Source organism: Micromonospora tarensis (genome assembly GCF_016803395.1).
Lineage (GTDB): Bacteria > Actinomycetota > Actinomycetes > Mycobacteriales > Micromonosporaceae > Micromonospora > Micromonospora tarensis.
Genome location: NZ_JAEVHL010000106.1, coordinates 1 through 21,078 on the forward strand (window position 1 = coordinate 1; position 21,078 = coordinate 21,078).

The 21,078-nt window shown below is 68.2% G+C and carries 19 protein-coding genes, 3 tRNA genes and 1 pseudogene; 13 read left to right on the forward strand and 10 right to left on the reverse strand.

Features of this window, described 5'->3' with window-relative positions:
• Positions 1 to 449: DUF721 domain-containing protein (locus JM949_RS19970; protein ID WP_203149921.1), on the forward strand; the 449-nt coding region annotated here is incomplete at its 5' end.
• A gap of 8 nt (positions 450 to 457) precedes the next feature.
• On the opposite strand, the gene JM949_RS19975 is transcribed toward JM949_RS19970, so the two are convergent.
• The gene (locus JM949_RS19975) at positions 458 to 682 is read right to left on the reverse strand and encodes a hypothetical protein (protein WP_203149922.1); all 225 of its coding nucleotides are present in this window, start codon (positions 680 to 682) and stop codon (positions 458 to 460) included.
• Between the two features lie 108 nt (positions 683 to 790).
• Between JM949_RS19975 and JM949_RS19980 the strand changes: the two are divergent.
• Positions 791 to 1,225, forward strand: a pseudogene (locus JM949_RS19980) (MarR family winged helix-turn-helix transcriptional regulator); the annotation flags it as partial.
• A gap of 49 nt (positions 1,226 to 1,274) precedes the next feature.
• Here JM949_RS19980 and JM949_RS19985 read toward each other — a convergent pair.
• Positions 1,275 to 1,829 carry a hypothetical protein gene (locus JM949_RS19985; protein WP_203149924.1) on the reverse strand — a complete coding sequence of 185 codons (555 nt, stop codon included), beginning with the start codon at positions 1,827 to 1,829 and terminating at the stop codon, positions 1,275 to 1,277.
• A gap of 524 nt (positions 1,830 to 2,353) precedes the next feature.
• On the opposite strand from JM949_RS19985, the gene gyrB reads away from it, so the two are divergent.
• The 6 genes from gyrB to JM949_RS20010 all read left to right on the forward strand — a co-directional run bounded on the left by gyrB (position 2,354) and on the right by JM949_RS20010 (position 9,642).
• A complete protein-coding gene (gene gyrB / locus JM949_RS19990; protein ID WP_203149925.1) occupies positions 2,354 to 4,300 on the forward strand; it encodes a DNA topoisomerase (ATP-hydrolyzing) subunit B in 1,947 nt (648 codons plus the stop codon).
• Between the two features lie 130 nt (positions 4,301 to 4,430).
• Positions 4,431 to 8,213 (forward strand): intein-containing DNA gyrase subunit A, encoded by a 3,783-nt coding sequence (gyrA, locus tag JM949_RS19995; protein WP_203149926.1) that lies wholly within the window; start codon positions 4,431 to 4,433, stop codon positions 8,211 to 8,213.
• 4 nt (positions 8,214 to 8,217) lie between these two features.
• Positions 8,218 to 9,129: a DUF3566 domain-containing protein gene (locus JM949_RS20000; protein WP_203149927.1), complete on the forward strand. Its 912-nt coding sequence runs from the start codon at positions 8,218 to 8,220 to the stop codon at positions 9,127 to 9,129.
• Between the two features lie 150 nt (positions 9,130 to 9,279).
• A tRNA-Ile gene (locus JM949_RS20005) sits at positions 9,280 to 9,353 on the forward strand.
• 42 nt (positions 9,354 to 9,395) lie between these two features.
• Entirely contained in the window at positions 9,396 to 9,524 is a 129-nt protein-coding gene (locus JM949_RS37405) for a DLW-39 family protein (protein ID WP_238433523.1), read from the forward strand.
• A gap of 42 nt (positions 9,525 to 9,566) precedes the next feature.
• Positions 9,567 to 9,642: transfer RNA gene (locus JM949_RS20010), tRNA-Ala, on the forward strand.
• A gap of 14 nt (positions 9,643 to 9,656) precedes the next feature.
• Here the strand turns inward: JM949_RS20010 and JM949_RS39840 are convergent.
• The 6 genes from JM949_RS39840 to JM949_RS20040 form a co-directional block, all read right to left on the reverse strand.
• On the reverse strand, positions 9,657 to 10,100 hold the full coding sequence (locus JM949_RS39840) for a tyrosine-type recombinase/integrase (protein WP_407664789.1): 444 nt from the start codon (positions 10,098 to 10,100) through the stop codon (positions 9,657 to 9,659).
• A gap of 218 nt (positions 10,101 to 10,318) precedes the next feature.
• Positions 10,319 to 10,939, reverse strand: a complete 621-nt coding sequence (locus JM949_RS39240) for a site-specific integrase (RefSeq protein ID WP_203149929.1) — start codon at positions 10,937 to 10,939, stop codon at positions 10,319 to 10,321.
• Positions 10,940 to 11,395: 456 nt separating this feature from the next.
• Positions 11,396 to 11,734, reverse strand: coding sequence for a helix-turn-helix domain-containing protein (locus tag JM949_RS37410; protein WP_203149930.1), 339 nt, complete (start codon positions 11,732 to 11,734; stop codon positions 11,396 to 11,398).
• Positions 11,735 to 12,619: 885 nt separating this feature from the next.
• Positions 12,620 to 13,972 (reverse strand): AAA family ATPase, encoded by a 1,353-nt coding sequence (locus JM949_RS20030; protein WP_238433525.1) that lies wholly within the window; start codon positions 13,970 to 13,972, stop codon positions 12,620 to 12,622.
• Positions 13,973 to 14,263: 291 nt separating this feature from the next.
• Positions 14,264 to 14,626: an HNH endonuclease gene (locus JM949_RS20035; protein WP_203149931.1), complete on the reverse strand. Its 363-nt coding sequence runs from the start codon at positions 14,624 to 14,626 to the stop codon at positions 14,264 to 14,266.
• Positions 14,626 to 14,952 carry a hypothetical protein gene (locus tag JM949_RS20040; RefSeq protein ID WP_203149932.1) on the reverse strand — a complete coding sequence of 109 codons (327 nt, stop codon included), beginning with the start codon at positions 14,950 to 14,952 and terminating at the stop codon, positions 14,626 to 14,628. Before JM949_RS20040 ends, JM949_RS20035 begins: the two co-directional genes overlap by 1 nt.
• Positions 14,953 to 15,105: 153 nt before the next feature.
• On the opposite strand from JM949_RS20040, the gene JM949_RS20045 reads away from it, so the two are divergent.
• Positions 15,106 to 15,303, forward strand: a complete 198-nt coding sequence (locus tag JM949_RS20045) for a hypothetical protein (RefSeq protein WP_203149933.1) — start codon at positions 15,106 to 15,108, stop codon at positions 15,301 to 15,303.
• Between the two features lie 148 nt (positions 15,304 to 15,451).
• Positions 15,452 to 16,813 (forward strand): hypothetical protein, encoded by a 1,362-nt coding sequence (locus JM949_RS20050; RefSeq protein WP_309232240.1) that lies wholly within the window; start codon positions 15,452 to 15,454, stop codon positions 16,811 to 16,813.
• 29 nt (positions 16,814 to 16,842) lie between these two features.
• Here the strand turns inward: JM949_RS20050 and JM949_RS20055 are convergent, their stop codons facing one another.
• Complete coding sequence (locus tag JM949_RS20055) at positions 16,843 to 17,544, reverse strand: hypothetical protein (RefSeq protein ID WP_203149934.1); 702 nt, start codon at positions 17,542 to 17,544, stop codon at positions 16,843 to 16,845.
• 200 nt (positions 17,545 to 17,744) lie between these two features.
• Between JM949_RS20055 and JM949_RS20060 the strand changes: the two genes are divergently transcribed.
• Positions 17,745 to 17,818 (forward strand) — tRNA-Ala (locus tag JM949_RS20060).
• Positions 17,819 to 17,873: 55 nt separating this feature from the next.
• Here JM949_RS20060 and JM949_RS20065 read toward each other — a convergent pair.
• Positions 17,874 to 18,602 carry a tyrosine-type recombinase/integrase gene (locus JM949_RS20065; RefSeq protein ID WP_309232241.1) on the reverse strand — a complete coding sequence of 243 codons (729 nt, stop codon included), beginning with the start codon at positions 18,600 to 18,602 and terminating at the stop codon, positions 17,874 to 17,876.
• On the opposite strand from JM949_RS20065, the gene JM949_RS20070 reads away from it, so the two are divergent.
• Positions 18,570 to 19,256 (forward strand): HAD family hydrolase, encoded by a 687-nt coding sequence (locus tag JM949_RS20070; RefSeq protein ID WP_203149935.1) that lies wholly within the window; start codon positions 18,570 to 18,572, stop codon positions 19,254 to 19,256. The two genes, JM949_RS20065 and JM949_RS20070, sit on opposite strands and share 33 nt — an antisense overlap.
• A 482-nt stretch (positions 19,257 to 19,738) precedes the next feature.
• On the forward strand, positions 19,739 to 20,977 hold the full coding sequence (locus JM949_RS20075; RefSeq protein WP_203149936.1) for a sulfite oxidase: 1,239 nt from the start codon (positions 19,739 to 19,741) through the stop codon (positions 20,975 to 20,977).
• Positions 20,978 to 21,078: the final 101 nt, after the last annotated feature.

Below are 21,078 nucleotides of genomic sequence, written 5' to 3' on the forward strand. Positions count from 1 at the left end.
CGGCGGCCCGCGCGCTGCGTAGCCCCGGCGGCGGCGACGCGGCCGGGGGCTCCGGACGGCGGTTGCGTGGCTACTCCGGACCGGGCCCCGACCCGCGTGATCCGCAGCCGCTCGGTGCCGTGCTGAACCGGCTGGTCAAGGCGCGGGGCTGGCAGCAGCCGGCGGCCGAGGCGACGGTGTTCGGCGCCTGGGAGCGGGTCGTCGGCGCGGAGGTCGCGCAGCACAGTCGCCCGGTGAAGCTGGAGAACGGCGAGCTGACCGTGGAGGCGCGGTCGACGGCGTGGGCCACCCAGCTGCGACTGCTCGCCGGCTCACTGCTCAAGCAGATCGCCAGCGAGGTCGGCCACAACGTGGTGCGCAAGCTGCACATTCACGGCCCGGCCGCGCCCTCCTGGGGAAAGGGTCCGCGCCGGGTCCGTGGCCGGGGCCCACGCGACACGTACGGCTGAGCCTGCGCTCAACCGCGTCCGGCCTCGCGGGCAGCCCGCTTTCGCGCCCGCTGCTCCTGGGTGTGGCGCTTGCGTTCGGCCAGGTCGCGCTTCCATGCCTCGCGGGCTTCGGCCGAGCCGCCCTGCACCGCACCCTGTACGCCGTCGGCCGGGCCGGCGAGGTTTCGGAAGGCCCAGCGGAGGAGTCGGCCGCCCTCACCCGCGCCTCTGGTGGCCGCGCCGTTCTCGCTCATCTGCCGCCCTCTCCCGCGTTTCGCCCACTCGCCAGCGAGTGTTTGTGCACCAATGGTTGGGGCACCAATGATTGGTACGATAGTCATCGTGCGTTCAGGGAGCAACCGATGAGTGACCGGGCGGACGGCGTCGACCCGTTGGCGCTGGAACAGCAGGTCTGTTTCGCGCTCTCGGTGGCCGCCCGCAGCGTGGTGGCCGTCTACCGGCCGCTGTTGGAGCCGATGGGGCTGACCCACCCGCAGTACCTGGTGATGCTGGCGCTCTGGCAGCATGCGCCACTGTCCGGCCGCGACCTCAGCCGCCTGCTGCAACTCGACCCGGGCACCCTGTCGCCCCTACTCAAGCGGCTGGAGGCGGCCGGCTACCTACGCCGGGAACGCGACCCCGGCGACGAGCGCAGCCTCGCCGTCACCCTCACCGCCAGCGGTGCCGCGCTGCGGAGCCAGGCGGAGCTGATTCCGGCCGCGATCGTGCAGCGACTCGGGTTGCCCGTGGCGGACCTGCAACACCTGCACGCGGTCCTCACGCAGCTGATCGCGGCGCGAACCGACCGGGCGGCAGCCAGACCGTCCCGGAGGCCGACGCGGCGGCTCAGGCGTCGGCGTAGACGGCGAAGCCGCGCTCCGCGCAACGCCTGTAGAACGCCGCCAACACGCCCAACTCGGCGCAGGTGAAGTTCCACTGCGGCGGGTCGCCGCGCTCGTCGCGCAGCGCGTCGAGTCGGCTCTCCAGCCACCGCAGCTGCTGCTCGGCCAACCTGCCGTCGCCGAGCAGGGAACGCAGCACGGTGCTCACCGACTCGAAGGTGACCGCCTCGCCGTACGCGCGGTGCCCGGCCACGAACCGCTCGATGCCGCTCGCGATCCAGGAGCAGCCGTCCGGGTCGATCACCGGGTCCTCGTCCTCGGCGGCGGCGTCTGTGGCGTACAACACACCTTCCAGGCCGAGGAGCAGATCCACCAGCTCGGTGTACGCGGTCGCCCGGATGGTTCCGGTCTTCGCGATGAGCTCGGCCAGCGCCGCGGTCGGCGCGGAGATTCGCGGCATCTCGACGATCTCGCCGAAGTCGACGAACTCGGCCGGCGCGACCGGGTCGTAGAAGCGGCCGGTCCGCGGCCAGTGCACCGCGACGTTGTCCAGCCCCATCTGTCACCTCTTAAAGAGCACGTGTCGGGTCGATCGGGTCGATCGTCCCGGTTCCAACCGGTAAAGATCAAGGCTGGTTCCGGGGCGCCGCAAACGTACGGCACTGACGCTTCGGCCGCGACCCCCGACCCGCCCGACCGCGGGTCAACCCGTTCCGGGGCGGCGCGTGCGATGGGGGCCTGGCGTGTGGGGGGAGTCGCGGGCGACGGGGTTCTGCCGGCTATGGACTTCTCAGCCGCCTCGCTGAGGGTGCCGAGTGGTGGTTCTGTCCCCCGCGCACAGTAGGATTGACAGTGAGACGAAGACCCGGTGCGGGAGTGGAACGGGGCCGGCGGCCCCAAATTCATTCTCCACGTCGGGTCGAGCCGATCGCGATCCGCGGGCAACCGCGGCGACCGGCGCGTTCGACCCGCTGTCCGGAGGTCTCCGGCGCCGGTCCGCGCGCGCCGACGTCGCGTCCTGTCCGCCGAACCCGCGCCCGACGCGCCCTTACCGGCGCGGCTGACGCGAGAAAGTGGCCGAGGGTGGCAGCGCAGGACAAGCAGGAGTACGGCGCAGAGTCGATCACCGTTCTCGAGGGGCTGGAGGCGGTTCGCAAGCGGCCCGGTATGTACATCGGGTCCACCGGCGAGCGCGGTCTGCACCACCTCGTCTGGGAGGTCGTCGACAACGCGGTGGACGAGGCGCTGGCCGGATACTGCGACACCATCGACGTGGTGCTGCTCGCCGACGGTGGCGTCCGGGTCACCGACAACGGCCGTGGTTTCCCGGTCGACCTGCACCCGAAGCTCAAGAAGCCGGGTGTCGAGGTCGCGCTCACCGTGCTGCACGCCGGCGGCAAGTTCGACGGCAAGGCGTACGCGGTCTCCGGCGGTCTGCACGGCGTCGGCGTCTCCGTGGTGAACGCCCTCTCCACCAAGATGGCCGTCGAGATCCACAAGTCCGGCTTCGTCTGGCGGCAGCAGTACAACAACTCCAAGCCCGGCCCGCTGGACAAGGGCGAGACCACCGACCGCAGCGGCTCGGCGGTCTCCTTCTGGCCCGACCCCGACGTCTTCGAGACCGTCGACTTCGACTTCCAGACCATCTACCGGCGGCTGCAGGAGATGGCCTTCCTCAACCGCGCGCTGCGCATCCACCTGCTCGACGAGCGGGTGGCCGAGGAGGAGGACGGCCGGCAGCGCGAGGTCACCTTTTACTACGAGGGCGGCATCGCGGACTTCGTCCGGCACCTCAACGCCTCGAAGAGCCCGATCCACAAGACCGTGGTCGAGTTCGAGGCCGAGGAGGAGGGCATGTCACTCGAGATCGCCATGCAGTGGAACGAGTCGTACGGCGAGTCGGTCTACACCTTCGCCAACACGATCAACACCCATGAGGGCGGCACCCACGAGGAGGGCTTCCGGTCCGCGCTGACCAGCGTGGTCAACCGGTACGGCACCGACAAGAAGCTGCTCAAGGGCGACGAGAAGCTCTCCGGCGAGGACATCCGCGAGGGGCTCGCCGCGATCATCTCGGTCAAGCTGGCCAACCCGCAGTTCGAGGGCCAGACCAAGACCAAGCTGGGCAACACCCCGGTGAAGAGCTTCGTGCAGCGCGTCTGCAACGACCGGCTGGTCGACTGGTTCGACCGCAACCCGGCCGAGGCCAAGATGATCATCACGAAGGCGTCGCAGGCCGCTCGGGCCCGGATCGCCGCGCAGCAGGCGCGCAAGCTGGCCCGGCGCAAGTCGCTGCTGGAGTCCGGCTCGATGCCGGGCAAGCTGGCCGACTGCCAGTCGACCGACCCCCGCGAGTCCGAGGTGTTCATCGTCGAGGGTGACTCGGCCGGCGGCTCGGCCAAGCAGGGCCGCGACCCACGGACCCAGGCGATCCTGCCGATCCGCGGCAAGATCCTCAACGTGGAGAAGGCCCGGATCGACCGGGTTCTCAAGAACAACGAGGTCCAGGCGCTGATCACCGCGCTGGGCACCGGCATCCACGACGACTTCGACATGGAGAAGCTGCGGTACCACAAGGTCGTGCTGATGGCCGACGCGGACGTCGACGGCCAGCACATCCAGACGCTGCTGCTCACCCTGCTGTTCCGCTTCATGCGTCCGCTGGTCGAGATGGGCAACGTTTACCTGGCCGCCCCGCCGCTTTACAAGATCAAGTGGAACAAGAAGGGCGACGACGCGCAGTACGCGTACTCCGACCGCGAGCGGGACGGGCTGATCGCGCTGCGCCAGCAGAAGAAGCCGAACGCCAAGCCGGACGACATCCAGCGGTTCAAGGGCCTCGGCGAGATGAACTATCCCGAGCTGTGGGAGACCACTATGAACCCGGCGACCCGCACCCTGCGCCAGGTCACGCTCGACGACGCGGCTACCGCCGACGAGTTGTTCAGCGTGCTGATGGGTGAGGACGTCGAGGCGCGCCGGTCGTTCATCCAGCGCAACGCCAAGGACGTGCGGTTCCTGGATATCTGACGGACCGTGGTGGATCCGCCGGGCAGCGCTGGGTCGATCCACCGGTCCACAGAGTTATCCACAGCTTGGCCGGTATCCACAGCGGTTATCCACAGCACGAAAACGACTCTGAGTCTGATAAGGGTACACAGTGACTGATTCGCCCGAGTCCACACCGAACGAGCCCGAGGTCCCCACCGAGGCCATCGCCGCGGTGGTCGCGCACGACCGGATCGAACCGGTCGGGCTCGAGGTGGAGATGCAGCGCTCCTACCTCGACTACGCGATGAGCGTCATTGTCGGGCGCGCGCTGCCGGACGTCCGGGACGGGCTCAAGCCGGTCCACCGCAAGATCCTCTACGCGATGTTCGACTCGGGCTACCGCCCGGACCGCGGCTACGTGAAGTGCTCCCGGGTCGTCGGTGACGTGATGGGTCAGTTCCACCCGCACGGCGACTCGGCGATCTACGACGCGCTGGTCCGGATGGCGCAGCCCTGGTCGCTGCGGTACCCGCTGGTCGACGGCAACGGCAACTTCGGCTCGCCCGGTAACGACCCGGCTGCCGCGATGAGGTACTGCGTATCCGGAGATGTCCGTATCCGTACCGCCGATGGCAGCGTGCGGATCGCGGACGTGGTGGCGGATGCCGCTCCGTCCAGCGAGACCGACATCGACCTGAAGGTCCGCGACCGCAACGGCGACCTGGTCCGCGCCAGCAAGTTCTTCCACTCTGGCGAGCACCCGACGCTGCGGCTGCGCACCCGCGAGGGGTACGAGCTGGCCGGCACCCACAACCACCCGGTGCTCTGCCTGGTGGACGTCGCCGGCGTGCCGACGCTGCTGTGGAAGCTGCTCGCCGAGATCTCTCCCGGTGACCGGGTGGTTTTGCAGCGCAACGTGCCGGACGAGATCGGCTACCCGATGCTGGAGCACGTCGAGGCAGCAGTCCTCGCCGGTGCTTTCGTCAGCGAAGGCTGGGTCTCCGCGGGCCGTGCCGGGTTCAACAACGTCGACCGCGAGTTCTTCGTCCGAGTGCTCGCGGCCTACGACCTGGCCGTCGGCGGGCCCCGCTACGTCAGCGAGCGGGTCATCGCCTCCGGCAGTACCTTGCACGAGCTCGACGTGCAGGACCTCACCGCGCTGCTCAAGAGCCTCCTCGGCGACATGGTGGGGGCGCGCAGCGCCGCGAAGTTCGTTCCCGAGTTCGTCTGGCAGGGGCCGGTCGCGGTCAAGCGCGCGTTCCTCCAGGCGCTCTTCGAGGGCGACGGTTCGTCGTCGCTGCTGCCGCGCAACACCATCCAGGTCTCGTACTCGACCCGCAGTGAGCGGTTGGCCCGCGAGGTCCAGCAGCTGCTGCTGGAGTTCGGCGTGATCAGCCGGCAGACCCGCTACGACAGCGGCGAGATCAAGGTCGTGGTGACGAACCGCCGCGACGCCCGGATCTTCGCCGCGCACGTCGGCTTCCTCGGCCGCAAGCAGGCCAAGCTCGAATCGGAGCTGGATGCCATTCCGGCGACCAGCACCGCGCTCTCCCACGACCACGTGCCGTTCGTCGGCGACTTCATCCGCGAGCACGGCGCCAGCCGTTGGACCGAGCGGGACTGGCTGCGGCGGCACAACGTGGACCGGATCGAGCGCTGGGAGCGGGACCGCGACGAGATCGCAGCCCGGATCACCGAGCCCGGGATCCTGGACGTGGTGGAGCCGCTGGTCGACGGTCGCTTCTACTACGCCGAGGTGGCGCAGATCACGGACGCCGGCGTGCAGCCGGTCTACAGCGTCCGGGTCGACACCGACGACCACTCGTTCGTCTCGGACGGGTTCGTCAGCCACAACACCGAGTGCAAGCTCGACCCGCTGGCCATGGAGATGCTGCGGGACATCGACGAGGACACCGTCGACCTGCAGGACAACTACGACGGCCGGGCCAAGGAGCCCACCATCCTGCCGTCGCGGATCCCCAACCTGCTGGTGAACGGCTCCGAGGGCATCGCGGTCGGGATGGCCACCAAGATCCCACCGCACAACCTGCGCGAGATCGGCGCGGCGGTGCAGTGGTGCCTGGAGCACCCGGAGGAGGACGAGGAGACCACCCTCGAAGCCCTGCTCGGCATCGTCAAGGGTCCGGACTTCCCGACCCACGGCCTGATCGTCGGCACGACGGCGATCCAGGACGCGTACCGCACCGGTCGCGGCTCGATCCGGATGCGGGCCGTGGTGGAGGTCGAGGAGGACAAGCGGGGCCGTCCCTGCCTGGTCGTCAGCGAGCTGCCCTACCAGGTCAACCCGGACAACCTCGCCGAGCGGATCGCCGAGCTGATCAAGGAGGGCAAGCTCGCCGGGATCGCCGACATCCGGGACGAGTCCTCCGGCCGTACCGGTATGCGGATCGTGCTGGTGCTCAAGCGCGACGCGGTCGCCAAGGTCGTGCTGAACAACCTCTACAAGCACACCCAGCTCCAGGAGACGTTCGGCGCCAACATGCTGGCCCTTGTCGACGGGGTGCCGCGCACGCTCAACCTGGCCCAGTTCATCCGCTACTACGTCGAGCACCAGATCGACGTGATCCGTCGGCGGACGGCGTTCCGGCTGCGCAAGGCCGAGGAGCGGGCGCACATTCTGCGTGGTCTGTCCAAGGCGCTGGACGCCCTGGACGAGGTGATCGCCCTGATCCGGCGGTCGCCGACGGTGGAGGACGCGCGGCAGGGCCTGATCCGGCTGCTGGAGATCGACGAGATCCAGGCGACCGCGATCCTGGACATGCAGCTGCGTCGTCTCGCCGCGCTGGAGCGGCAGCGGATCCTCGACGACCTGGCCAAGCTCGAGATCGAGATCGCCGACCTGAAGGACATCCTCGCCAAGCCGGAGCGGCAGCGGAGGATCGTCTCGGAGGAGCTGGGCGAGATCGTCGCGAAGTGGGGCGACGATCGGCGTACGCAGATCATCCCGTTCGACGGCGAGGTCTCGATGGAGGACCTCATCGCCCGCGAGGACGTGGTCGTGACGATCACCCGGACCGGGTACGCCAAGCGGACCAAGGTCGACCTCTACCGCTCCCAGCGACGCGGCGGGAAGGGCGTCAGTGGCGCTACGCTGCGGCAGGACGACATCGTCAGCCACTTCTTCGTCTGCTCGACCCACGACTGGATGCTGTTCTTCACGAACAAGGGGCGGGTGTACCGGGCCAAGGCGTACGAGCTACCGGAGGCCAGTAGGGTAGCCAAGGGCCAACACGTGGCCAATCTGCTCGCCTTCCAACCGGACGAGCAGATCGCGCAGATCATCGAAATCCCGAACTACCAGGTAGCCCCCTATCTGGTACTGGCCACGAAGAACGGCCTGGTGAAGAAGACGCGGCTCGAGGAGTTCGACTCCAACCGTTCCGGCGGAATCATCGCGATCAACCTGCGCGATGAGGACGAGCTGGTCGGTGCTGCGCTGGTTGCCCCGGAGAACGACCTGCTGCTGGTCTCGAAGAAGGCACAGGCGATTCGGTTCAGCGCCTCGGACGAGGCGCTGCGGCCGATGGGTCGAGCCACCTCGGGTGTGATCGGCATGCGCTTCACGGACGACGACGTCCTGCTCGCCATGGAGGTCGTCCGGGAGGGCCTGGACGTCCTGGTGGCCACTAACGGGGGATATGCGAAGCGCACCCCGATCGAGGAATACCCGGTGCAGGGCCGGGGAGGTAAGGGCGTGTTGACTGCGAAGATCACCGAACGGCGCGGTGGTCTGGTCGGCGCGGTGGTGATCGATCCGGACGACGAGCTGTTCGCGATCACCAGCAACGGTGGTGTCATCCGGACTCCGGTGAAGCCTGTACGCCGTACGCGTGACCGGAACACAATGGGGGTCAAGCTGATGGACCTCCCGGACGGCGTGACTATCGTGGCGATTGCTCGCAATGCCGACGAGCCTGACGAACAGGACTAGTTGAATGACGGAGACACAGGCGAAGTCGGGGAACACGGGGACCTCGACCAACCCGGTCGACGAGGAGGCCGCCAAGGGCGGCACACCAGCGACCGGCCGCGCGGCCGTGGGCCGGGCGACGGTCCCCGCCGACGCGCCTGCCCCGAAGTTCACCAGGGCTCCCGGTATGACACCCCCGCCGGAACAGCCCGGCGAGGACGCCGGGTCGGGGGAGAACACCGAGGCCGCCGGTGCGGAGACACCGGCGTCCGCCGCCGCACCCACGGGTTCGGCGGCGGCGTCCCCGGCTCGACCGGCGACGACTCAGCCGATCGGTCTCCGGCCTGGGCAGGCGACGTCGGCCGGGTCCACCGGCACCCAGCCGCGGATCACGCCCGGCATGACCGCGCCGCAGCCGGACACGGCTCGCGGCGGTGCCGCCGCCGGCCGCCCGGCCAGCGGTGGTGGCCTGCCACCGGGGATCGGCAACGCGTCCGCCGTCGGTGCCGCCCGGGTCGGTGACGCGGTACGCGCCGCGCGTACCTCGGTCAGCTCGGCCGCGTCCCGCGGACCGCGCCGGGCCCGGCTGAACCTGAAGCGGATCGACCCGTGGTCCGTGATGAAGTTCGCATTCGCCGTCTCGGTGGTGCTCTTCATCGTCGTCGTGGTCGCCACCTCGGTGCTGTATCTGGCGCTGGACGCGATGGGGGTGTTCCAGAGCGTCAACGAGAGCCTGAGTGACCTGGTCAACGCCGGTGGTGGGCAGAGCACCAGCGGCTTCCAGATCACCGCCAAGGGCGTCATCCTCAGCTCGGCGCTGATCGGCCTGGTCAACGTGGTGCTGTTCACCGCGCTGGCCACGCTGGGAGCGTTCGTCTACAACGTCTGCGCCGACCTGGTCGGCGGGATCGAGCTGACCCTCGCCGAGCGGGACTGAGCGGCCGGGACGCCGGGGCACCGTGGAATGCGGTCGCCCCGGCGTCCCGTACTCGGGTAGGTTTTGCAGGCGTCGACGACCCGGCTCGCAGGCCCGGACCCCGATTTGGGGCGGGCAGGGCGGATGGGTTAATCTTGCTCGTCGCAACGCGGGGCTATAGCTCAGTCGGTTAGAGCGCAGAGCTGATAACTCTGAGGTCGCTGGTTCGATTCCAGCTAGCCCCACCGCACGTCGTCCGACGGTAGTCGAGCGCGAGGGGTCGCCGCATGTTCAAGAAGCTGCTGATTCTGGCGGGCGTCGTCGGCGTGGCCGCCGTCGTGTTCAACAAGATCAAGACTTCGAACGACGAGCGCGCCCTGTGGCACGAGGCGACCACCGCGCCCGATCTGCGCTGACTCCCGGCCCGGCGGCGAGCGACCGACGCCACGGCCATCCACGGGGCCCTAGCTCAACTGGCAGAGCACTGCCTTTGCAAGGCAGGGGTTAGGGGTTCGAGTCCCCTGGGCTCCACCAAGCTCCGGTGCAGGTCACCGGGCGTCTCCCTCTCCTGATTCTGGACTGTCGGATCGACGGTCATCTTTCTTCGTCAGCGGATCGTCAGCGGGGTCCGCGAAAACGCCTCGGATGACCCGGTGGAAGTCGGCCGGTGTGTGCGTGTAGCGATTGAGCGTGGTGGATGCCTGTTCGTGCCCCATGACCGCCTGTACGACGTTGACCGGCACCCCGCTTGAGATCAGGTACGTGGCGTATCCGTGCCGCAGATCGTGGAAGCGCAGCCCGCCTGCCGCCTTGGTTGCGACGTGCGCCGCTGCCTCCCGATGCGTGGTGAACTCCGCTGACCACTCAATGCCCTCCCGATCGCGCCAGGTGGCCCGGAATCGGTACGGTCCGGCCTCCGTGACCTCGCCGAGCAGCCCGGCCCGTACCAGCGACGGTCGCCAGACCTGACGCCGGAAGTTGCTGCGGAGCATCGGGTCGCCTGCCTGGTTGGTGAAAACCCGATCCGCCTCGGCGGGGTCCGCCCTCTCGCGGTGCCGCGCCAGCTCGGCCCGCAGGAACGGCGGGACCGGGACAACGCGCCGGCTCTGCGCTGTCTTCGGGTAGGGCTTGTCCGTCGCGTGCCCGTTGACCTCGATCACCACTCGCCGCACGGTCAACGTTGCGTCCTGGTCGTCGTCGTCCGGCAGGTCTATATCGGCCCACCGCAGCCCGAGGCACTCACCCCATCGCAGACCGCGCCGGCCGCCGCCGCTACCACCGGCCGATGCCAATCCGGGACGCTGGGCAACAACAGTTCCGTCACCTGGTCGAGCGTGAGCGGGACAAGCCCTCCCGCGCGCTTGCGCTGTGCGGGTAGCCGTACTCCCTCGCACGGGTTGAACGCGATCAGTCGACCGCGTACCGCTGACGCGAGGATGGATGACAGCAGCGAGTGGCATGAGGCGACGGTCGCCGGTGACAGCTCACGGCTCATCCGCGTTATCCACTCCTGAACGGCCAGGTGATCGATCCGCCCGACCGGCCAGGTGCCCCACTGCGGCAGCAGCCGCGCCCGGAGACGTGAGGTCCAGCCGGCCAGCGTCGTCGTCTCCACCGACCGCGACGCCAACCACCGCTCGGCGTACGCACTGAACCGGATCTTTCCTGCGGCGGGGTCGACGTAGGTGCCCTGACTGACGGTCGTCTCGGTGGCCGCGAGGTACGCGGCGGCCTCCTTGCGCGTGCGGAAGGTCTTCGCGCGCTGGCTGCCGGATGGGTCGCGCCAGTTGGCGCGGAACGTCCCGGCGGGTGTTTTGATGATGTGTCCCACGGTTGTGGATCTCCTTGCATCGGTGACGGTGGGTTACCTGTGGCGCGGCCGGTGGTCGGCCGTGCTAGCAGGGCTTGCGGGGGTGGCGATTCGCGTTCTGGCCGGGGGTCTGGCGTGTTTTTGCTGGCGGGCTGCTATCTGCTATGCCGCTGGTGGTGTGGGCGATCGGCTGCTAGCACGTCTGCTATCGCTAGCAGGGCGGGGTGCTATCGATTGCAGCTCTGCTAGGTCGGGTGCCGCCGCCCAGTTCGGTGACGGAGCGTGTATCTGGCCGGAGGGTGAAGCGGGCTATCTAGCGCTGCTGAACCCACCTCGGCGGGCCGCTGCGGAGGGGTTCAGACGCTCTGGCCGGCGATGGCGCTAGGCGATAGGTGGCAGGCCGGGGCGGGGTTGGGCCGCTAGCGGTGCCGCTAGGTCTAGCGGGTGGTGGCGCTAGACCTAGCGGCACGTCGGTGGTTACGCGCCGTTGCGGCGGCGTTGCTCGCGTTGCTCGCGGCGTTCGATGGCGGCTAGCTCCTTCTCCACGTCTTCGACGCTGGCGATGGGAAGTCCGTCGATCCACTGGTGGAGGCGGCGCTTCGGGATGGCCCACCGCCCGCCGAGCTTGATCGCGGGGATCTCGCCAGAGCGGACTAGGGCGTAGGTGGAGCCGAGCGAGAGCCGCAGGATCTCGGCGGTCTCGGCCACGGTGTAGACGGCGCTGACGACGGGCGCGGTGCGGCCGGTGGAGATGCCTCCCGCTTCGGTCGTGGTGGTCGGGGTCGCTCGCTGCGGGAAGGGGATAACCGTGCTCACGGTGCTTCCTCCTGGATGGCGGTACTACTTCGCAACTGCTGCTAGTAGGAGTTGGCGAAGTAGTGGGCGGTAGCGGCTACTGGGGGTCGGTGAAGGGCTGTGGGGCGGTTGTCGGCCGGTGGGCGGTGTGGGCCGCTACCGCTACCTGGTGGGGTCGGCGCTGGCCAGGCCGGTGGCGGCTGAGGTAGCGGTGCCGCTACCTGGTGGCGGGCCGCTAGCCGGGTTGCTGGGCGGTCGCGGTCGCGGGCGGTGATGGCCGGAGGGGTGGCCCGTGGCCCGGTTCGGCGGGTTGATGGTGGTGGCCGCGACCGCGACGTGGCGGGTTGCTGCTGGCTGCGCCGGTCGCGGTGTGGGTCGCGTCGGCGCGACTGGTCGCGGGTGGGCCGCGACCGCCGGGGTGACGGTTGCCGCCTGGCCGTGACGCAACGCCCGCGGTCGAGCTGCCGGGGCGGGTGACAACCGGGGTTGTCGCCAGGTGGGTTGCGTCGACCCGGTTCCGTCACGCCGACCGGCCCGACCGAGACGAAGCAGCGTCGACGAGCGCCGGCCGGGTGGCGAATGCCTGCCGGCGGGGTTGCGTCACGTCCGCTGTGCGACTCGGTGCCGCTCGTTCCCGGCCTGACCGTCCTCCGTGGAGGGTAAGCGCGGCGGTATGGCTGAGCGGCATTGCGCGGGCCGCTGAGAGGCCCGTGAGCGCATGATCCGGGCAGTACGGGGGTTAGGTCATGCGTCGATGCGTCTGTGTGGCGCTCAGCGGCCCGTCGTGGGTGGGCGGCTGCTTGTACCGGAAGTGCTTGAGGGCGTTGGTTCGGTAGATGCTGCGGGACGGGGCCTCGGGGCGTTGACACGCTGACACTCCCTCGTGATCGGCGGTTTTGGTGCTGGTCAGGGCGGGTGTCGCGCTGTCAGCGCGGGGTGTTGACAGGCGTTGACAGCGCTGACACCTGGCCGTGCCCTAGTGGGGTGACGGACCGTGATCGGGGATGGGCAGTGACGCCACTTCGGGGCCAGTCGCGCAGTCGCGCCACGTTCCGGAAGCTGGCGCGACTGGCGCGACTGTGGCGCGACTGGCGTCACTGGTGACGCTCCGTGGCCGGGGTTGAGGCACCACACGGTGGTCGAGGGGAAGCCGTGGCGCTCGACGGTGACCCCGGCGCGGGCGCGGGCGCGTTGGATGGTTCGCTCGGCGATGCCCTCGGCGCGGGCCGCTTTGCGCACGTCGGCCCATGCCGCCTCGCCGCCCTGGGCGATCAGGAAGTCTTTGAGCCACGCGGCGGCCCCGTCGCGCTCCGAGCGGGTGTCGCCGTCGCCCGCGCCGTCGCCGAGAATGTCCGCGACCGACCGCTCGGACTCCCCGGTGATGGTCAGCTTCCCGACGTAGGCCGGTCCCTCGTCGGTGGGGATCTCCACCGACTCCACCACGTAGCGCAGCGACGGCAGATCCAGCGGGCCAAGGTTGTTCTTCGCCTGCGACATGACGCACGAGCCGTCTCCGGCGTCGTCGTCGCGTGCGATGGCGATCACGGCCCGCGCGACAGCGGAGAACGCCCGCGACCCGGTGATCAGATTCAGGGCGTCCGGGCTGGCTGACTTGTTGAAGTGCGCCAGGCCGACCACCGCGCAGCCGGTGCGGTCGGCCATGTTCACCAGCGGCTCAAGCGCGGTGCGTAGGTCGCGGTCGCGGTGGGTGTCGATCCCGGCGTGGATCAGGGACAGCAGCGGGTCGGCGGCCAGCAGCGCCACACCGAGACGACCGATCTCCCGACCCAGCGCCGTGCAGTCACGGGGCAGGGTGAGCGAGTCAAAGCCGCCGTCGTGTTGCACGTCGACCCGGTACACCATGTCCATGTCCGCGCCGGCCGCGAACAGGCGCGGGCCGATGGTCTGCGACCACGAATCCTCCGTCGCGGCGTAGATCACGGGCCGGGGCGTGCCGTGGTGCCGGCCCGGCAGAACACCTCGGGTGACCTGCGCCGTGAGCCACGCCAGGGTGAGGGACTTGCCGATGCCTTCACGGCCGGGGATCACGGTCAGAGCGCCGGATGGGATGCGGTTGGTCCACGTCCACGCGACGGGGCGCATCCGGATCTGAGAGGCCGGGGTCAGCAGGATCGTGCGGCCGTGCTCGGCGTTGCCGCCGGGCTCAACCTGACCCGTGCTGGCCGGTTCATGGACCAGTTCACCATTCGAGGCGTGACCGGCGGCAACGCCGTCCAGACCATCCGGCGCGGGAAGCATCTCCGGGTTAGTTCGGCTGAAACACTGCGCAGCGGGATCAGGTCCGCCCGTGACGCCGCTGCGGGGTGTTTCAGCCGGTCGTGGTGGTCGGACACCCGGGGCCGAAGATCCGCCCGACCTGGTTGGTGGTGGTGGAGAGTCCGGCGTCAGCCGGTCCATTCGGCTCTTGTTCGTGGCGCTCACAGGGTGACTCCCGTCCGAGGATCGTGCGGTGCGGTCTGGGTGGGCCGACCCGGGTCCGGGGCGGCTTGCCGGTTCGATCACGTGACGCAAGCCGCCAGGCGGCATCCGTCACCGGCAGCCGGTGACAACCGGGGTTGTCGTCGGACGGCGCAGCTCGACGCGCGCCAGCCGACCCGCCAACGCGGCCACGGCGGTGACGAGGCGGCCCGCCGGGCGCAGCGGCGGCACCTGACCGGCGTGGCGCAAAAACACCTGCGGAAGCTGCCCGGATTTGCGCTGGTTGCACGGCCGGCAGGCCAACACGAGGTTCATCAGCGCCCAGCCCGGCAGAAGGCTCTGCGGGATCAGGTGATCGACCGTCGCCGTGATCAGGGCCGGGAACGGGTGGCCGCAGTAGAAGCACCCCGCGCCGTCCCGCTCGGCCAACGCCCGCTTGATCGCCCGCATCCGGGTCGAGTTCGGCCGGGCCATCACGCGGCCACCGCGAACGCCGCCGACTGCTCCGGCGTGGCCGGCAGCACCCGATCGGCCAACTCGATCAGCCCGGCCCGGTCGACCTCCACCACACCGTTCAGGCAGTTCTCGCACCGCCCGAAGCTGAACCCATCGCACTGCGGGCACGGAGCCCACAACGACTTCGCGTGCACCGCGACGCACTGCGCCTCCTGGCACCACCGCGTCTCGCAGTACAGGCACACACCCGCACCGTTCAACCGCGACGGACGAAACTGCACCGCCAGAGCCGTGAACGCACGGCTGTCCATCGTCCGGGCCGCCGGGATACCCTTGACCTGCATCTTCGTACTCCTTTGCCGGGAGATCCGTTGATGTACTGGCCTCGGCGGGGTTGCGCCCCCGCCGGGGCCGCTTGCATAGGTCATACGCTAACCGGCTAGCCGGTAGCTGTCTAGCCGTATCTTCGGTAGCCGTCTAGCCGCTACACTCCCCCCATGACGGCACTTGAGGATCTTCAGAAGCTCGCCGACCGCGTTCGCAAAGCCACTCAAGCGCTCGACGCCTTGCGGCAAGAGCGAGACCAGCTCATCCGCGACGTGCGCCGCTCCACTGACCACACCGTTCCCGAGATTGCCGACGCGGCCGGCGTGTCGCAGGCGACCGTGAAGACGGTCATTCGCGGTGTTCGTTGATCTCGCTGCCATGCAACGAGGAAACCTCGCTTTGGCGGTGGTCAGCACCATGTGAAGACCCGTGTGAAGTGCGCTGACCCATGTGGGCGTATCCCGGTGTACCGCTCGGCCGGTACCGTCCGAGGTAGGCCCATGGGGAGGCGGACACGTGAACGAACCGAATGACGCTCTCGCGGCGCTCGTTGTCGAGGCAGGCTTTTCGTGGGCCGGACTGGCGAGGCGAGTCAACGATCTCGGCGCAATCGAGGGGCTGGCTCTGCGGTACGACTACACCGCCGTCAACCGCTGGGTAAAGCGCGGGGAGACGCCACGCTCGCCGGTTCCAACGCTGCTCGCACGGGCACTAACGGAGCGTGTGGGTCGGCGGATTAGCCCATCTGACTTCGGCATGACTGAGGAAGAAACCCTTGCCGCGCGAGGGTTGGAGTACGGGGACGATCCACACGCAACTGTGGATACGATCATCGATCTCGGGAGAAGTGACGTGAAGCGCCGCGACATCGTGAAAGCGCCGTTCGTGCTGGCCGCGCTGGGCGCACCTAGCCGAGACTGGCTCCTGGCCACGCTTGACGAGACGACAACCGAGCGCGGGCCGCGCCAGGTGGGCATGCGCCAGGTGGCCGGCATCCGGGAGATGTTCGCGCTCTTTCAGGACATGGATGTGATGCGCGGTGGTGGGCACGCCCGAACCGCGCTGGTCGAGTACATGCAGAGCTATGTTCTGCCCTTGCTCAAGCGAGAGCACGAACCGGCCGTTCAGGGCGCGCTCTATGAAGCCGCAGCGGAGCAGTCGTACCTGGTGGGCTGGATGGCATACGACGATGGCGAGCACGGGCTAGCCCAGCGGTACCTCATCCAGGCGCTACGCCTGGCGCAGGCGGCCGGCAGCGCTGCTCTCGGAGCGCACGTACTTGCCGGCATGTCCGATCAGGCGAACCTACTCGGCCACCCCCGTGAGGCGCTGATGCTGGCTCGCGCCGGCCGGCACGGTCTGGCCGAAGGTGACTCTCCTGCCTGCCTCGCTGATCTTCACATCCTTGAGGGGCGTGCACTCGCAGCTCTCAGAGAGTCGTCCGCCGCCGCTGCGTCGGTAGTCAGAGCCGAGCAGGTGTTTGGGCGGGTGATTCACGACGACGAACCAGCCTGGGCGAAGTTCATCGACGCGCCGTACATCTTCGGCGAGGCTGCGCACTGCTTCCGCGACCTCGGCCAGCCTTCAGAGGTTGAGCGCTTTGCCAACGAGTCCGTCGCTGGCGCTCAGCGGCAGGGGCGCGCCCGCCGGGGGGCGCTTAGCGAGGCAGCACTCTCGATTGCTGACCTCGACCGGGCGAACGTTGAAGCCGCCGCGTCCCGGGCAGCACGCGTTGTTGAGCTTGCCGCGTCGGTCAATTCGACGCGTGCTATCGAGACCGTGCGTGATCTGTTGGGGCGTATGCAGCCGTTCGGCGCTGTCCAGGAAGTTCAGCGTTTTGAGGCAAAAGCCGGAGCATTGTTGGGCCTCGCTGCTTAGCGCCGCTATGTCTATATTCCCTAGCTAGGCTACTCAGGGTTAGGTGGGGTGAGAGGTAAAGGATCATTTCCTTCCACCCACGATGGAACTGTTCGCCCTGCCTGGCTGAGATATCTCTTCAGCAGCTTGAAATGGAATTCCCGCAAATTCATGATGGGGTTGGGGTCGCTCAACTCGTAATTCGCTGAAGCAACGAATGCTGCTTCAAATGCTCTAAGTTCCACCTCATCGGCACCCCGGTCCCTGGCTTCTATCCAGCACTGACTGGCCTGTTGAATCCCGACCGATCCCAAGAATATTATGTGAGTTAAAGCCTCTATCTGACGTTCGGACGCCTTGTTGGCTGCTTCTTTCGCCTCTTGAAGGCGTGCCGCTACCGTCTCTCTCTTTTGGGCATGTTCCTCCTTGTCGGGAATATCGTTGATGAGTTGCTTTAGTTTTTCAATATCTGTTCTCTTGGATGCAAGCAACTTGCTTGAGCGCCAAAATTCGATGTAAGTATCTCGACGAATGTCGTGTGTCCGGTTCTCTCGCTCCCTCCCATGCTCCGCTTCCCGGAACTCCCGATCACGACTTAGCTGATCCTGTCGAGCCTTTTCGTTCTCGGAAGCCTGGATTCGGAGTAGTCTCTCTCCATTCCGCTTCTGATACGAGGAGGTGATCCAGCCCGCCGAGATGGCTGCGGCCAAAGTTCCACCCGCCGGAATCGCTAGTTCCCACCACTGCGCCATATGGGCAACCTACCTATACCGCGCAAGGCACCCCTAGATGGGCATCAGCGCGCCAGCCACCTCTGAGCGGGATCGTGCCGGTCCGCTCAGAGGTGGCTGGCCGTCGTCAGCAGACAGTCAGCAAGACTGGTGACAGAGGTTGGTAGTCATTGACACGGGACGGCAACGCCTTGAACGTAGACGCCACTCGCTGGCCTTGCGGAACACCCGTTGGTCAGCTTGACCCGCCTTTGCAAGGCAGGGGTTAGGGGTTCGAGTCCCCTGGGCTCCACCAGCACTTTCCCCGGTTGATCTCGGTCCGAGTACAGCCATCCGTACAGCCAAGCCGGTCACGCCGTCCCCTCCTCGCCCAGCACACGATCGATGGCTGAGGCAGCGTGACGAGCCCGCGCCGGCAGGACATGGCCGTAGGTGTCGGCTGTCATCCGGATTGTGGAGTGCCCGAGCAGCTCCATGACGGTCCGCAGCTCCTCGCCCTGGTTTAGCAGGAACGTGGCGAAGGCGTGCCGCAGGTCGTGCAGATGCAGCCAGTCCAGCCCGGCTGTCGCGCGGAGCTGCTCGAAGCGACGGTTGACGTTTCCGAGGTTCCATCGCGGTGCCGATCGTGCTGGCGAAGACCAGGCCCAAATCTGACCACACCTCTCCGGCGGCGAGCCGCTCCTTGGCCTGGCGTACGCGCTGTGCCTCCAACGCCCGAACAGCCAGCGCCGACAGCGGCAGCGGACGGGCCGACCGGTGCGTCTTCGGTGGCACGAACACCAATCCGTGATCCGTTCGCTGGAGCGTCTGCCGAACGAACAGCGCCTTTCCCGGCAGGTCGACATCCGACCACCGCAGGCCCAGTAGTTCAGCCCGTCGCACCCAGGCGAGCCGAGCGGGCCAGGGCCAGGGCGACAAGCTCGTTCGTCCAGTAGGGCGCTCCACCTTGTCACCCTGGCCCTGGCCCGCTCCACGGTGTGTGGGTCGGCGGGCAGACGGGATGGCAAGCAAGGTGACAGCGGTGACGATCTCAGTAGGATGCTGCGATGTCTCGACCAGTGATCTTCGACCTCTTCCATACCTTGATCCACGGGGCTGACGAGGAGCGCGACCGGGTAGTCGGCGAAATGGCGGTCATGGTCGGCGTTGCTCCGGCCGAGCTGGTCGCCGCGTACCACGGCACCTGGCGGGACCGGCTGGTCCGGTGGGACGTGGAGGAGACCATTCGCATCCTCGCCGGACGCCTCGGCGGCACACCGACCGACGCGCAGGTGGTACGGGCCGGTCAGCATCGGCGAGCCCTCGGACGCCGGGTGCTGAACAGCGTCTCGCCCGCCACCCTCGACGTGCTCGACGCGCTACGCGCCGATGGTCATCCGCTGGCCCTCATCAGCAACGCCACCTCGGACACTTCCGAGCCGTGGCCGCAGAGTCCGCTTGCCCGACGGTTCGATGTCGCGATCTTCTCCTGCGATGTCGGGCTGGCCAAGCCCGACCCGGCGATCTATCACCTTGCTGCCGAGCGCCTGAGGGTCGAGCCGGCGGAGTGCTTCTTCGTCGGCGACGGCTCAGACGGTGAGCTGTCCGGGGCGGCAGCGGTCGGTATGACCGTCTTCCGGACCACGGAGCACAACGACACCGACCCCAGCTGGGGCGGGCCGGTTATCCATACCTTGGGTGAGTTGCCCGCCATACTCCGAGAGCTATCCAAGGTCATGGAGCGGGCCGAGTAGAGCGGTCAGTACAGCCACTCGTACAGTCAAGCCCGCCGACGGATACCGTCCCGGGCCGATGGCAGGCGACACGGCGGGCAGCTCAGCGGTAGTCACCGACCTAGGAGACAGCCGTCTTGATCTTTGCAAGGCAGGGGTTAGGGGTTCGAGTCCCCTGGGCTCTACCACATGGCATTAACGAAGATGTCAATCTCGTGGTGCCCGCGAAATGCAGCTGAGCTGCGGCAACGCAGTTCCATCCCTCTGGGATTCGTTCACCGATCTTGTCGCGTCTCCGAGCGGTGGCCCTCTTCGCCGGTCAGATCGTGGAGGCCTGGCTGAGACGGAGGACCGCCAGCGCGGTCGCGAGGGTGCCGAGTAGGAGCCGCAGGGCTCGTTCGGGCGTCGGATGCCATCGCCTCGGTTCCCTGGCTGATGATCACGTCGAGCACTCCAGGCCTCACCTCTTCCTTCATGACCCATCGAATCGATAGCTTTGGTAGATGATGAAGAAGGTTGACGAGGCGGCGTACGACGCGTTGCGGCTCCGGCAGTGGCAGGCCGGGCGAGCCGGTGGCTTTTCCCGGCGCACGTTCCTCTCGTTGGCCGCCGCGGCCTCGGCGGGAACCCTGCTGCGCCCGGAGGCGGCGTTGGCGGAGACGCCGGGGCCGATCGTCAAACCGTTGCCGTCCGAGCTGTTCACGACGTTCGGGTCGAACGCCGAGATGCGCTGGTCCGCGATGCGCGACCAGGGCTATCTGGTGCCGGTCGACCGGTTTTTCGTCCGCGACCACACCAGCACCCCGATCATCGACACCGGCACCTGGCGGTTGACCGTTGACGGTGCCGGTCTGCGCGGTGGGCCGGTCGAGTTCAGCCTGGCCGAGCTGCGCCAGTTGCCGAGCGAGATGGCGATCACCGCGATCGAGTGCGCGGGCAATGGGCGCAGCTTCTTCACCACCCAGCAGGGTCAGAGCGTCACCGGCACGGCGTGGACGCTCGGGGCGGTCGGGGTCGCACGCTGGCGCGGCGTGCTGCTGTCCACTGTGCTGCGCCGGGCCGGTCTCGCCCGCCGGGCGGTCGACGTGATGCCCTCCGGGCTCGACCCGACCTACGTGACCGGCGGCGTCGACCTTGGCCACGTGCGCCGTCCCATGCCGGTCGCCAAGGCCCTATACGACGTGCTGCTGGCATACGAGATGAACGGTGAGCCGCTGCTGCCCGACCACGGCCACCCGGTACGCCTGGTGGTGCCGCACTGGATCGGGGTGTCCTCGATCAAATGGGTGGGCCGGATCGAGGTTTCCGACCAGCCACTGTTTTCGCCCTGGAACACCCAGTTCTACCGGCTCTTCGGTCCCGGCTATCCCGACGAGGGGCAGCCGTTCGACAAGCAGGTCGTCAAGAGCGCCTTCGAGCTCGACTTCGGTGCCACCGTCCTGGCCGGCCGCACCGTGCGGCTGACCGGTCGCTCGTGGTCGGCCGGCGGCCGGATCCGGCACGTCGAGGTCAGTACCGACGGCGGCCATCACTGGCGGCGCGCCCGGCCAACCGGCCCCGACCTCGACGGTGCGTGGCAACGCTGGGAACTCGATTGGAAACCCACTGTCGGCAACCACGAGCTGCTTGCCCGAGCCACCGATGTTCGCGGCAATACCCAGCCCGAAGTCGCCCGTTACAACACCCTCGGCTACCTCTTCGACGGCGTGGTCCGCCATCCCGTATCGGCTGTCGCTGGCTGAGCTGTTCGACCCGGCTGTCGATCTCCGGCCGTCTGGGTTCCGGTGGTCCGCACCGGCTCCGCCGACGCATCGTCGCCGGCCGGGCGGGCCGGTGGGCGGGC

Coding starts and splice junctions, on each gene's coding strand:
- JM949_RS19975 (WP_203149922.1), bottom strand. CDS start 682: ATGAGCGAGAACGGCGCGGCCACCAGAGGCGCGGGTGAGGGCGGCCGA.
- JM949_RS20035 (WP_203149931.1), bottom strand. CDS start 14,626: ATGGCCCGGCCGAACTCGACCCGGATGCGGGCGATCAAGCGGGCGTTG.
- JM949_RS19985 (WP_203149924.1), bottom strand. CDS start 1,829: ATGGGGCTGGACAACGTCGCGGTGCACTGGCCGCGGACCGGCCGCTTC.
- JM949_RS20070 (WP_203149935.1), top strand. CDS start 18,570: ATGTCTCGACCAGTGATCTTCGACCTCTTCCATACCTTGATCCACGGG.
- JM949_RS20055 (WP_203149934.1), bottom strand. CDS start 17,544: ATGGCGCAGTGGTGGGAACTAGCGATTCCGGCGGGTGGAACTTTGGCC.
- JM949_RS39840 (WP_407664789.1), bottom strand. CDS start 10,100: ATGCTCCGCAGCAACTTCCGGCGTCAGGTCTGGCGACCGTCGCTGGTA.
- JM949_RS37405 (WP_238433523.1), top strand. CDS start 9,396: ATGTTCAAGAAGCTGCTGATTCTGGCGGGCGTCGTCGGCGTGGCCGCC.
- JM949_RS20030 (WP_238433525.1), bottom strand. CDS start 13,972: ATGCTTCCCGCGCCGGATGGTCTGGACGGCGTTGCCGCCGGTCACGCC.
- JM949_RS20065 (WP_309232241.1), bottom strand. CDS start 18,602: ATGGAAGAGGTCGAAGATCACTGGTCGAGACATCGCAGCATCCTACTG.
- JM949_RS20075 (WP_203149936.1), top strand. CDS start 19,739: ATGATGAAGAAGGTTGACGAGGCGGCGTACGACGCGTTGCGGCTCCGG.
- JM949_RS20040 (WP_203149932.1), bottom strand. CDS start 14,952: ATGCAGGTCAAGGGTATCCCGGCGGCCCGGACGATGGACAGCCGTGCG.
- JM949_RS20045 (WP_203149933.1), top strand. CDS start 15,106: ATGACGGCACTTGAGGATCTTCAGAAGCTCGCCGACCGCGTTCGCAAA.
- JM949_RS20000 (WP_203149927.1), top strand. CDS start 8,218: ATGACGGAGACACAGGCGAAGTCGGGGAACACGGGGACCTCGACCAAC.